Raw genomic sequence first — 12,700 nt, 5'->3', positions numbered from 1 at the left:
TATGTCGTCGCTCCGCCCGCCCGCGCTCCGCCCCTTCGCGATCGGCCTGACCGCGGCCGTCCTGGGCGCGGCCCTTCCGGCCACGGCGGCCGGTGCCGCGCCGCCGCCGGTCGGATCGGCGCCGCCGGTCGTCACGCCCGCCGACATCACGTTCCGGCACGACACGCTGCGGCCCGGCCACGCCCGCGAGGTCGGCCTGCTCCCCGAGCACGTGGATCGCCTGCCCACCGACCTGGCGGCGTACCTCGAGCCGACGCCGGACCACCCCGGCCATCCCGCGTACGCGGGTGCCGTGGTCCTGGCGGCCAAGGACGGCGTGGTCGTGCAGCACGCCGCGGTGGGTTCCGCGGTGCGGTACGCCGCCGTCGGCCCGCCGCCCGGGCTGGAGGGGGTGGAACTCCCCGCCGACGCGCAGATCCCGATGCGGCCCGACACCATCTTCGACCTGGCGTCGGTGTCGAAGCTGTTCACCGCCATCGTGACCATGCAGCAGGTCGAGGGGGGACGGGTGGACCTCGACGCGCCGGTCGCCCGGTACGTCCCGGAGTTCGCGGCCGGCGGCAAGGCGGCGGTCACCGTACGGATGCTGCTCACCCACACCTCGGGTCTGCCCGCCTTCGCGCCCCTCTGGAGCAGGTACCCGACGCCGGCGGAGCGCTTCGCCGCCGCGCTCGCCACGCCGCTCGCGCCCGGTGCGCAGCCCGGTACCCGGTACGTGTACTCCGATCTCGGGCTGATCGCGCTGGGCGTGCTGGTGGAACGGGTGACCGGCCGGCCGCTGGCCGCGCTCGTCGCCGACGGCGTCACCGCGCCGCTGGGCATGACCGACACCGGCTACAACCCGGGGCCGGAGCGGCGGTCGCGGATCGCCGCGACCGAGTACCAGCCGTACGCCGGACGGGGCATGGTCCACGGCGAGGTGCACGACGAGAACGCGTGGTCGCTCGGCGGCGTCGCCGGGCACGCGGGGGTGTTCTCCACCGCGGCGGACCTGGCCGTGCTCTGCCAGTCCCTGCTCAACGGCGGCGAGTACCGGGGGCGACGGATCCTCCGCCCCGACACGGTGCGCGCGATGCTGGTCAACCACAACGCCCCGCTGGAGCAGGCCTATCCCGAGAGCGACCGCGGGCTGGGCTTCGAGCTCGACAAGCACTGGTACATGATGGGTCTCTCCTCCCCGGTGGCGTTCGGGCACACCGGCTTCACCGGGACGTCGATCGTCGTCGACCCGCTCTCCCACTCGTTCGTCATCCTGCTCAGCAACCGGGTGCACCCGGATCGCGGCTGGGGCAGCAACAACGTCGCCCGGCGCGCCGTCGCGGGCGATCTCGCCGAGGCGATGCCGGTGCGGCCCCGGTCCCGCGAGGCGTGGCGGGCCGACCCGCGCGACCTCGCGACGGTCACCCTCACCGCCCCGCTGCGCCGGGCGGCGCGGGGCGGCGGCACGGCGAGCTTCCTGCTCTGGTACGACACCGAGCCCCGCTACGACAGCGCCCGGTTCGAGGTCTCCACCGACGGCGGTTCGACGTGGGCTCCGGGGCGGCTGCTGCTGCGGCACTCCGACCAACGGTGGAGCAGTGACGGCACGGTCACCGGCTACGGCGGCCGGGTCTGGTGGCAGGTCTCGGTCGAGTTGCCCGACCGGGCGACCCACCTGCGCTTCAGCAGCACCACCGACGCCTCCAGCCGGGGTCGCGGCGTCTACGTCGACCGGATCGTGGCGGCGGACCGCGACGGGCTCCTCTTCCAGGGCGAGGGCGGCGACGCCGCCCGGCTCGTTCCCGTCGGCTGGTCGCCCGCCCGCACCTGACCGGACCACGGCGCGCGCCCCGGCCCGCGTCGCCTGTGCCGCCGCCGTCCGGGCAGGGGCACACAGCGTCGACAGGAGTTTCGGAATCGCCGCCGCACCTGCCGGGGTGTGACGATTCGCCGGGCCCGGCGCGGGCCCCCGATCGCACCCGCCGGGCCATTGTCGGTCGCCGGAACCGCGCCCGGAGAACACATCGCGCCGAAAAGGGTCAAGCCACCATGAAGGGCCACGACCCGACTCGGCCCGCGAGTGCAGTCAATTTATCGACGCCATCGCGTCACCGATTTTAACCGAAGCGAGACGAGCCACCACTAGGGTCAGGAAACCAATTGATCGGCGTCGTGGCTGAATCTGTCCCCGGAGTGGTTGGGGCACCGGAAGGGGTGGGAATGAGGGGGGTGGCTCCGCTGGTCATCGGCATTGCCTCCTCGCCGGCCGAACGCAGGCAGCTCGCACGTCTGCTCGGCGGGACCGAGGCGTTTCTGATCGTCTCGAGCGTCGATCAGGCGCGCACGTTCCTCGGCGTGCCCGGCACGCCGGCGGCTCGGCCCGAGCCCGTCGCGACGGCCGAGCCGGTCGTCACGGCCGAGCGCGTCGCCACGGCCGAGCGCGTCGTCACGACCGCGCGCGTCATGGCGGCCGAGCCGGTCGTCACGGCCGAGCCGGTGGTGACGGCCGAGCCCGTCGTGACGGCCGAGCGCGTCGTCGCGGCCGGGCCCGTGCAGGGCGCCGTGGCGGCGCCGCCGGCCGACCTGCGCGTCGACTCCGACCGACGGATGTTGCGCTGGCTGGACCGCGAGGTCGAGTTGACCCGCCTGGAGCACGACTTCCTGCGGTGCCTGGTCGGCGCGCCCGGGCAGGTCTGGACCTACGAGCGGCTGCACCTCGAGGTCTGGGGCAACGTGCACCTCGGGCGGGGCTCCGACATGCACTCGGTGGTGCGCAGGGTGCGGCGCAAGCTCGTCCGGCTGGACGCCTCGGCGTCGATCCACGCGGTCCGCGGGGTCGGCTTCCGTCTCGCGCCGATCTGACCCGTCCGGCCTCTTCGGGGCCCCGACGCGGTCCGGCCCGCCTGGTCGGAGACCAGGCGGGCCGGACCTGTCAGCTGACGGTCGGTGTCAGCAGCGGACGGGCGACAACGCGAAGTCCTCCACCGTGGGTGCGGCGGTGTTGATCCTCGTCTGCCGGGTCTGGGGCTTCCAGTTGTCCTTGGCGACGATCATCGTCAACGGGTTGTTCCGTCGGTCCAGCCAGTAGGCGTACCTGCCCTCGGCATCGGTGGCGAACGTCCAGGACATCGCCCACGAGTCGACCTGGACGGTGGCACCGGGGAGCGGCGAGCCGGCACCCTGGCAGCTCGTCCCGGTGACCGTGCCCATCAGCTTGCCCCAGGTCGTCGGCTGCAGCACGTTCATCGTGACCGCCACCGGCTCCACCGCGTACGGGGTGTTCTCCTTGATGGCGACCGAGGCGGTGTAGGTACCGGGCTGGTCCACGTTCGCCGTCATGCCGACGTTGACCGTGACGGCCTCGCCCGGCGCCAGGGTGGCCGCCTTCTTGTCGATCGTCATCCAGCTGACGTCGGCGGTGCTGGCGGCGCACTCCTCGAAGCCCGGCAGCACCTCGCTGTCGCGCGTGGCGGTGAAGCCGCCGGAGGAACCGCCGACCTTGTAGAAGCCGCACGCCGCGCCGCCGCGGTACCGGGCGGTGTTGGCGTTCGGCAGGCTCGACCACGAGGAGGTGGCCGGGTCGTAGGCGAAGCCGACGTTGGTGATGGCGCCGCCCTGCGAGCCGCCGACGACCAGGAACTTGCCGTTGGCCACGGCGAACGAGCTGGCCCAGTTGTCGGCCGGCGCGTCCGCGATGGCCGTCCAGGTGTTGGCGCCCGCGTCGTAGGCGTAGCTCGCCTTCTGCGCGGCGGAGCCGTCGTTGCCTCCGGTGCAGTAGACGACGCCGTCGATCCCGCCGCAGGAGAGGAAGGCCACCGACTTCGGGTAGTCGGCCAGGGTCTCCCAGCTGTCGCTGGCCGGGTCGTAGCGCACGACGTCGTTCGACATCGGCGTGCAGGACGCCGTGGTGCAGCCACCGATGGCGTACAGCTTGCCGCCCGCGACCGCCTGGCCGGCGGCGGAGCGCGGCGCGGGGTTGTCGGCCTTCTCCGTCCACGTGTTGGCCGCCGGGTCGTACGACCAGGTGGTGCCGTCAGGACCGGCCGCCGCCCAGCCGCCGGTCGCGATGATCCTGCCGTCCAGGACGCCCACCGTCATGGCGGTACGCGCGCCGGGCAGATCGGCGATCGCGGTCCAGCTCTGCGCGACCGGGTCGTAGGCGTAGTTCTTCGCCGACGACGCCGATCCGGTGCCACCGGCGATGGAGTACACCTTGCCGCCCAGGTTCACCACCCGGTTGTCCATCACCACGGCCGGGTAGTCGGCGATGTCGGTCCAGGGCGCGGCCTGCGGACCGACCGCGGCCGAGGCCGCCGCCGTCGACTTGCCGGAGGTCTTCGCGGCGAACGAGGTCGGGACCTCGAGCCGCTGCACCGGCGCGCCGGGGGAACCGAGCACCTCCTGCTTGCTCATCCGGGACCCGTCGGCCCGGAGCAGCTCGAATCCGCCGTCGCGCTCACTGAACTCGACCGCGACCGGGGCCCCGCCGGTGTTGGTCACCGTGAACGCCTTGGTGACCTTGCCGCTGGGCATCCGGACCGTCCCGGCCACCTGGGCCGGCTTGACCGACAGGCGGCCGGCCGCCAGCTGGAAGTTCGCGGCGGTCGCCCAGTCTGCCTGGACGTCGACCTGCTTGCTCTGGCTGACGTAGCTGCCGGCCCGGGCGGTGAACTTGTGGGTGTCCGTCAGCGACGAGAACAGCCAGTAGAAGCCGTCCGCCAGCCCCGGGTCGTCCGGGGTCGCCACGGTGGTGGCCTTCTCCGCCGGCCGGTCGTCGCTGGTGACGGTGGCGCCGTTGACGTAACCGTTGTCGTTCTTGTCGCGAACGTGGCCGAGCACCAGGCCGCCGTCGATCGGCTCGCAGGTGAGCTGGCTGCCGATCAGGACGTTGTCGACCCCCCACCACCACTCGTACGAGGCGTCGTAGTAGCGGAACCGGACCCGTGCCTGGGCCTGGCCCGCGGCCTGCGGGATGGCGACCTGGGTCACCTTCGGGCCGCGGACGTCGGCCGCCTGCCGGAGCACGTTGGTCCACGTGGTCCCGCCGTCGAGGCTGAGGTCGACGTCGGCGCGGTCGCTGCCCAGCCAGTTGTAGTCCTGGTTGAACCGGATCACCGGTGCCGTGACTCCGGTCAGGTCGACGACCGGGCTGACGAGCGAGGTGTCCTGCTTGCCGCCGGAGCCGTACTCGTCGCTGTCGACGATCGCGAAGTTGCCGGTGCCGCCGGTCAGGTTGCCGCGGGCACCGTCGTCGGTGAACTTCCAGACCTGGCCGCTGGCGGCGTGGTCCACCACGGACCAGCCGGCCGGCACGGTGCTGCCGTCGAAGGTCTCGTACTCACCGTCGGAGCCGAACCGGTAGCCGGGCGCGGTCGTGCAGGCGTCGGTCCGCACCGGCACCGCCACGTTGGCCGTGGCGTTACCCGTGCCGACCACGACCTGCTTGGTCACCGTCTGGTAGCCCGGGTACTGCGGCTCGACCTTCAGGTTGTAGGTGGTGCCGGCCGGCAGCTTGAGGCTGTAGCGACCGTTGACGGGGGTGGTGTAGTCGGACACACCCGACGGACCCTCCACGGTCACCTTCGCGTAGAGCGGCCAGCCGTGTCCGGAGCCGTCGGTGACGGTGCCGCTGACGGTGACGCTCGGCACGGCCGTCAGCGCCACGTCGACGGTCGTGGTCGCGTTGCGGGCGACCGCTGCCGGCGTCGTCTTCGACTGGTAGCCGAACGCCGCCACGGCGACCTGGTAGTCGCCGACCGGAAGCAGGGACGAGTACGTCCCGTCGGACCCGGTGGTCAGCTCGCGGTCCGCCGCGCCGGTCAGGGTCACCGTGGCGCCCGCGATCGGGGCGCCGGTGGCCGCGTCCGTGACCTTGCCGGCCAGGGTGCCGGTGTCGCCGATCGGGGCGGCGTTGAGCAGCGTCAGCGCGTCCAGCCGGCCCTCGCCGAACACGTTGTTGTCGTCGGCGGTGCCGCCGCACTGGGCGTCGGCCTTGTCGATCGCCGAGTTGTCCAGCAGCGCGCGGGTGGCGGTGACGTCGCCGACGAGCGCCGGCGCGGCCGACCACAGCAGCGCGATCGCGCCCGCGAGGTGCGGGGCGGCCATCGAGGTGCCGTTGTAGCTGGCGTAGCCGCCGCCCGGAATGCTCGACCGGACGTTCACCCCGGGTGCCGCGATGTTGGGCTTGATCTCGCCGTTCTGGCCGGCGCCGCGGGAGGAGAAGCTGGCGATGTTGTTGTTCACGTCGTAGGCGCCGGCGGAGTAGTTGCTGACCAGGCTGCCCGGTGAGCCGCTGGTCTGGCAGGCTGATCCGCTGTTGCCGTTGGACCACACGCCGAAGATGCCCGACGCGGTCCAGGCCAGCGTCACGTCCTCCATGAACGGGTCGTTGGAGGGCAGCGTGGTTCCCCACGAGTTGTTGATGATGTTCGGCCGCTTGCTCGCGTCCGGGTTCTGACCGTTGAGGTCCGTCGGCTCGAGCATCCACTGGCCGGAGGTGACCAGCGCCGCGTCGCTCGGGCAGCAGCCGTTGGCCGCGATCCACTTCACGTCGGGCGCGACGCCGATCTGGTTCGCACCGGCGGAGCCGGCCATCGTGCCCATCGTGTGGGTGCCGTGGCCGTTGGTGTCACAGGGCGCGGCGCAGGAGCCGGTGGCCCGGTACCAGTTGTAGTTGTGGTCGAACGTGCCGTCGCCGTTGTTGCCCCGGTAGGAGTTCACCAGCGCGGGGTGGTCGAACTGGACCCCGGTGTCGATGTTCGCCACCGTGATGCCGGCGCCCTTGGCGCCGTACTGGGACCAGACGTCGTCGGCGTTGATGTTCGCGATGCCCCACTCCAGGGCGTTCACCGTCTTCTCGTCGGTGCCCTCGGTGACCTCGGGCACCTTGTAGGCGACCGGGGCGTACAGGCCCTCGACCTCGGCGTGCGCGGCGAAGCTCTGCGCCATCGTCAGGGAGCCGCCGCTGACCTTGATCGCGTTGGTCGCCCAGAACGTCTCGTACTTCGTTCCCGAACCGTCGAGCTCGGCGCGGATCTTGGACTGGCTGCTGGCGGCGGTCTTCTTCAGCGCGTCGGCGACGGCGGTACCGCGCTTGGCCCAGTCCTTGATCGCGGCGGCCTGGCTGAGGTCCGCCCTGTCCTTGAAGCGGATCCAGAAGTCGCCCTCGGTCTTGCCCTGGAGCTCCTTCGTGAGCTCCGGCCTGATCTTGTCGGACGGGGAGGCCTGTGCGCCTGACCCGGTCGCGGCCAGGCCTGTCGCGGCGAGGATCATCGCCGCGCCGGCGCTCACCAGAGATCTGGCTAAGCGCCTTGCGGGTGGACGTGTGAACATCGGTGGTGCCTCCTCCAGAACGACCCAGAGTGGAACGAGCCATGGTGGAGGGTGCAGGGGCCCGGCTCCGTTCGGATGATCCGGATCCGACCCCTCCATGCCCCCCAGGCACCGCGCGGGTCGCGCCGGCTGCCCGTCTGGACACTATGATCGACAAGAATGGACGATCAAGAACTTGCCGTAAGCAATTTGTCACTAGCCGTTGGCCGGCGAATGGGGAGCTTGCCAATGATTGTCACGGTCATGACGAAGATGGGCAGAGGCTGCCCATAGTTTCCGGGTGGGTGCTGTGGGGGCACGCGACGAAAGCACTACGCCGGACGGACCAGTTCCGGCCGACGAACCATTTCCGCTGGTGATCGCGGTGACGCCGTCGGCGACCGAGCGGATACGACTCGCCGAACGCCTGGACGGGGTCGCGCCGCTGCTGCTGGTCGCCGACCTCGACGAGCTGCGCAGGCTGATCGGGGTCCCGCCGGGGCCCGCCCCGGCGCCGTCCGCGCGCCCGCCGACCGACGACGCGCTGCTGATCGACTCGGCCCGCTCGACGGCCCGCAGTCGGGGCCGCGAGATCGGCCTGACACGGCTCGAGCACGATCTGCTGGCCTGCCTGACCACCGAGCCGATCCGGGTGTGGAGCTACGCCGAGCTGCACCGCTCGGTGTGGCGTGACGAGGGGCGGGAACGCAGGGCGGACGTGCAGTCCCTGGTGAAGCGGCTGCGTCGCAAGCTGCACGAACTCGGCACCGGGGTGGCCATCGACGCGGTGCGCGGCGTCGGCTTCCGGCTGACCGACCATCAGCAGCCGAGGGTCAGCGGTTCAGGATGACTGCCTGACTTGGGCAGCCCGCGTCCGGCCCGTCGCGACCGGTGGGCCGAACCGGACCGGGACGCCGCGGGAATACAGCACGCTCACCGGCGCCCCGACGGGCGGCGGCAGCCCGGCGGCCTCGACCAGTTCGTCGTCCAGGTGCAGCAGCTCCGCCCGGTGCAGCGGCCAGCGGGGATGCCAGTTCGGCAGGTGCAGCGTCCGCCCGTACGCCCGGGTGTGCAGCCCCCAGCGGGCGGTGACGAAGTGCTCCAGCGGGGTCGGGTCGGCGATGGGCTCCCCCACCCGCACCACCATCCGGCTCGTCGCACCCACCGGCCCGGGCCAGCGGCGTCGGCACCGGTAGGTGTAGCGGTCGCCGTCCCGGTCGAGCCGCATCGCCGACCACATGTACGGCAGTCGCAGGGTCGCCCGGGCGACCAGCACCGGGACCAGCCGCGCCGCGTCGAGCGAACGGAACACCACGGCACGCCGACCGGTGTCGTCCACCGAGTAGAGCCGGACGTTGGTCTCCCAGAAGCTGCCGAAGTACGGCACCCCCGGCCCTCGGCCGAGGCCCAGCCCCACCATCCGGAAGCCGATCAGGCCGACGTGGCTGACCCCGTCGAGGGTGTCGGGGCGGGTTCCCTCGGGCAGCAGCGGCGCGACGAGCTCCGGCGCGACCGCCCAGTGCAGGAACGTCAGGTCGTCCCAGCGCTGCCGCAGGATCCCCCACGGAAACGCCTGCTCGGGCGCGGAGTCGACCGGCTCGATGTCCACGTACCCCATCCTGCCCCGGCCCCGGCGGACGACGCCACGCGGGCAGCGCCCGGACCGGCCCGGTGCGGCGTGCGGCGACCGGCGTGCCGGCGACGATCCCCGCGGTCGCGCCCTAACCCGGCGAGACGGCCGAGCGTGGCCGACGGGCGGCGGCGGGATCCTCGCTCCCGCGTCCCCTGGGGACCACGGGGTCCGGCGTGCTCCAGGACCGCCACAGCCGGCTGTACCCGCCCCCGGCCGCCAGCAACTGCTCGTGCGTGCCGTGCTCGACCACGCGCCCGTGCTCCAGGACGACGATGCGGTCCGCGGTGGCCGCCTGGCTGAGACGGTGGGCGACGATCAGCGTGGTACGGCCCTCGGTGGCCGCCGTGGCGGCGCGGTCGAGGTCGCGCGCGCCCGCGCTGCCGGCCTCCGCGGTGGCCTCGTCGAGGACCGCGACGGCGGGGTCGGCGAGGACGAGGCGAGCCAGGGCGAGCTGCTGGGCCTGGGCGGCGGTGACGCGACGCCCGCCCTCCCCCACGCACGTGTCGAGGCCGTCGGGCAGGGAACGGAGCCAGTCGCCGACGCCGACGAGGTCGAGCGCGGCGGTGATCTCGGCGTCGGTGGCGTCCGGATCGGCGAGGCGCAGGTCGTCGCCGAGGGTCCCGGCGAAGACGTGCACCTCCTGGCTGACCAGGGCGATCTCGCGACGGACGCGGTGCTCGTCCAGTTCGGTCAGCGGCACGCCGCGCAGGCGGACCGAGCCGTGGGTGGGCGCGATGATTCCGGCGGCGACACCGGCCAGCGTGCTCTTGCCCGCTCCGCTCGCGCCGACGAGGGCGACGCGCTCCCCGGGCGCGAGCCGGAGGGTGACGTCGCGCAGCACGACGGGCCCGTCGTCGTAGCAGTGCCGGGCGACGACCACCTCCAGCGTCGCGGGTTCGCACGCGCCCGGCCCTGCCGTCCCGGGCCGGTCCGCACGGGCGGGCCCGGAGCCGTCGGGCGAGGCGGTGCCGGGCAGCGCGGTGACGCCGACGAGCCGGGCGAGGCTCGCCCCGGCCTGGAGCACGGAGTCCGACTGGAGCAGCAACAGGCCGATCGGGTTGAAGAGGCGGTGGAAGTAGAGGGCGGCGGTGGTTGCCGCCCCCACGGTCGCCAGGTCGTCGCGGACCAGCAGGAAACCGGCGAGCAGTACGGCGGCGAGCCCCACGAACTCCGACCGGTTGATCCGCAGCCCGAACCGGGTGTGCAGGCCGAAGATCTCCAACGACAGGTCGCGGGCCGTGGCGGAGCGATCGGCGATCCGACCGACGTGGGCGTCCTCCATGCGGTACGCGCGCACGGTCGCCGCGCCGTGGAGCGCCCCGGCCATGGCCTGTGACCGCTCGCCGGTCGCCACCCGCTCGCGCGCGTAGTACGGGACGGAGCGCCTGAGGTACCAGTACAGCGCCAACGCGTAGGCGGGCGCCGCGGCCAGCCCGGCGAGGCCGAGCCGCCAGTCGAGGGCGAAGAGCCCGGCCGCGGTCAGCACGATGGACAGCAGCGCGCCGAGGAAGGCGGGTCCACTGGTGGCGATCACGTTCGTCACCACGGCCACGTCGTCGCCGACGCGGGCGATCAGGTCCCCGGTCCCGGCGCGCTCCAGCGTGGCCGACGGCAGGTGCAGGGCACGGTCGAGGACCCGCTCGCGCAGCCGCGCCAGCACGGTCTCGCCGAGGCGTGCGGCGAGCGCGGCGCCGACCGCGGTGAGCAGGCCGGCGAGCACCGCGGCGCCCGCGATCACCCCGGCCCAGGCCACGATCCGGGGCGTGCCGGACCCGGCGATGACGTCGTCGACGAGGCGGCCGAGCACCCATGGGGCGACGAGTCCGGTCGCCGCCGCGGCGACCAGCAACGTGGCGGCGGCAGCGCTGAGCCCCGGCAGCCGGGCGAACTCGACCCGCAGGGCGGCCCAGGTCTGCCGGGCGGTGGCCGTGGGCAGCAGCCGCCTGGTCTCCACGCCGAGCGTGCTCGACTCATCGGTCACCGCAGGACCTCCTCCCGGTAGCGGGCGTCGCCGGCGAGCAGCTGCTCGTGCGGGCCCTCGGCGACGACCCGCCCACGGTCGATCACGGCCACCCGGTGCGTGGCCCGCAGCAGGACCGGGCTGTTGGTGATCAGCACCGTGCCGCGGTCCTCCGCCGCCGCGCGGGCCGAGGTCAGCCCCTCGGCGAGCAGCGCCTCGGTCACCGCGTCGACCGCCGTGGTGGGGTTGTGCAGCACCAGCACCGGCGGGTCGGCGACGAGCGCCCTGGCCAGCCCGATCCGCTGCCGCTGCCCGCCCGACAGGTTCGCCCCCCGCTCGGTGAGCAGGCGGTCGATGCCGTGCGGGTGCGCGGCGAGCACGTCCTCGGCTGCCGCGGCGCGCACGGCGGCGCGCAGGACCGCCTCGTCGACGTCGGCGCCGGCGGCGAGGTTGGCGCGCAGCGTCCCCTCGAACAACGCCACGTCGTGCTGCTCGACCAGGAGGACGCCGCGCACGGCGTCGATGTGCAGGTCCTCGGCGGGCACGCCGTCGACGCACAGCGTGCCCCGGTAGTCCTCGCGGGGCACGCGGCCGGACAGCAGCCGCACCAGCGCCTCGGCCTCGCCCGGATCGTAGGCGAGCACACCCAGGACCTCGCCGGCGCCGACCCGCAGGCACAGCCCGTCGAGTCCGGCGTACCCGATCGTGTCGAGGGTGAGCCGCGCCGGGCCCGGGGCGGGCGGCCCGGCGGTGCCCGGCCGGGCGAGCGGCTCGGCGCCGAGCACCCGGGCGACCCGCCCGGCGGAGGCGCGAGCCATGGCGAACAGCTGTACGCAGTAGCCGAGCGTCTGCACGGGCTCGGCGATGAACTGGGCCAGCCCGACGACGGCGACGAGTTCGCCGACGGTGAGCCGCCCCTGCAGGGCGAGCCAGCCGGCGACCCCGGCGACGGCCGCGAGGAAGAGGCCGTTCACCGTGGTGGTGAGCCCGAGGTGCAGGCCCTTGGTGGTGGCGGCGCGCAGGGTGACGTCGAGGGCGTGGCGGCTGGCGACCGCGTACCGGCGGGCGGCGTGGTCCTGGGCGCCGATGCCGCGCAGCACGCGTAGGCCGGTGACGAGGTCCACGGCGAGCGCGGTCGTGGCAGCGAGCGCCTCCTGCTGCGACGCGCTGCGCCGGCTGAGCAGCGGCGCCATCCGTTGCAGGGCGACGACCACCAGCGGTACGCCGAGCAGCACGCCGAGCCCGAGCGGGACGTCGACGACGAGCAGCGCGACGGCCGCGACCACGATGGCGGTGACCGCGGCGGCGCAGAGCCCCGCGACCCGCACGACGAGCGCGGACAACTCGGCGTCGGAGGCGGTGACGGACAGCAGCTCGCCGTCGCGCATGCCCGAGCGGTTCCCGCGCGGGTCGAGGGCGCTGCGGGCGATCTCGACCCGCACGAGGTGGGCCTCCTGCTCCACGGCCGCGTACGCCTGACGGGCGCCGGCCCGGTAGGCGAAGGCGAGGACGGTGAAGAGGGCGGCGAGTCCGACGAGGGAGAGCAGCAGCGCCCGCACGTCCCCGGTGGCGACGGCCCGGTCGATGATCAGGCCGATGGCGACCGGGACGAGCGCTTCGGCGGCCTGGTGGGTGCAGAGCAGCACGATTCCCGCCACCACCCGGCCCCGCTGGCGGCGCAGGGCGCGGCGCAGCACCGCCGGCCCGCTGATCACGTCGGCTGCCACCGGCGTCACGCCCCGGTGCGCGGGACGAGGGCGTCGGCCCAGGTGAGGGCCGGAGCCCGCCTGGGGTCGAAGACGGCCCGGACGAACGTG

The 12,700-nt window shown here is 73.6% G+C and carries 7 protein-coding genes; 3 read left to right on the top strand and 4 right to left on the bottom strand.

Going from position 1 to position 12,700, the window contains the following annotated elements:
* Nucleotide 1: 1 nt before the first annotated feature.
* Nucleotides 2-1,810, top strand: coding sequence for a serine hydrolase (locus ACFHW0_RS21265; protein ID WP_416610171.1), 1,809 nt, complete (start codon nt 2-4; stop codon nt 1,808-1,810).
* Between the two features lie 329 nt (nt 1,811-2,139).
* Nucleotides 2,140-2,841 carry a winged helix-turn-helix domain-containing protein gene (locus ACFHW0_RS21260; RefSeq protein ID WP_416610170.1) on the top strand — a complete coding sequence of 234 codons (702 nt, stop codon included), beginning with the start codon at nt 2,140-2,142 and terminating at the stop codon, nt 2,839-2,841.
* A gap of 87 nt (nt 2,842-2,928) precedes the next feature.
* Here ACFHW0_RS21260 and ACFHW0_RS21255 read toward each other — a convergent pair whose 3' ends face one another.
* Nucleotides 2,929-7,269, bottom strand: coding sequence for a S8 family serine peptidase (locus tag ACFHW0_RS21255; RefSeq protein WP_416610168.1), 4,341 nt, complete (start codon nt 7,267-7,269; stop codon nt 2,929-2,931).
* Between the two features lie 397 nt (nt 7,270-7,666).
* Here ACFHW0_RS21255 and ACFHW0_RS21250 point away from each other — a divergent pair, with 397 nt between their 5' ends.
* A complete protein-coding gene (locus ACFHW0_RS21250; RefSeq protein WP_416610167.1) occupies nt 7,667-8,140 on the top strand; it encodes a winged helix-turn-helix domain-containing protein in 474 nt (157 codons plus the stop codon).
* Here the strand turns inward: ACFHW0_RS21250 and ACFHW0_RS21245 are convergent.
* From ACFHW0_RS21245 to ACFHW0_RS21235, 3 genes are all read right to left on the bottom strand, one after another.
* Nucleotides 8,132-8,899 carry a YqjF family protein gene (locus tag ACFHW0_RS21245; protein WP_416610165.1) on the bottom strand — a complete coding sequence of 256 codons (768 nt, stop codon included), beginning with the start codon at nt 8,897-8,899 and terminating at the stop codon, nt 8,132-8,134. The two genes, ACFHW0_RS21250 and ACFHW0_RS21245, sit on opposite strands and share 9 nt — an antisense overlap.
* A gap of 112 nt (nt 8,900-9,011) precedes the next feature.
* Complete coding sequence (locus ACFHW0_RS21240) at nt 9,012-10,904, bottom strand: ABC transporter ATP-binding protein (protein WP_416610163.1); 1,893 nt, start codon at nt 10,902-10,904, stop codon at nt 9,012-9,014.
* A complete protein-coding gene (locus ACFHW0_RS21235) occupies nt 10,901-12,610 on the bottom strand; it encodes an ABC transporter transmembrane domain-containing protein (RefSeq protein ID WP_416610161.1) in 1,710 nt (569 codons plus the stop codon). Before ACFHW0_RS21235 ends, ACFHW0_RS21240 begins: the two co-directional genes overlap by 4 nt.
* Nucleotides 12,611-12,700: the final 90 nt, after the last annotated feature.

It is taken from the genome of Micromonospora sp. LOL_025 (genome assembly GCF_048060285.1).
Lineage (GTDB): Bacteria > Actinomycetota > Actinomycetes > Mycobacteriales > Micromonosporaceae > Micromonospora.
The sequence above is the reverse complement of the archived record's forward strand: the minus strand, read 5'-3'. Positions and strand labels throughout refer to the sequence as shown.

What these genes read in the sequence shown, in the direction of transcription:
- ACFHW0_RS21265 (WP_416610171.1), top strand. Translation starts at nt 2, where the DNA reads ATGTCGTCGCTCCGCCCGCCCGCGCTCCGCCCCTTCGCGATCGGCCTG.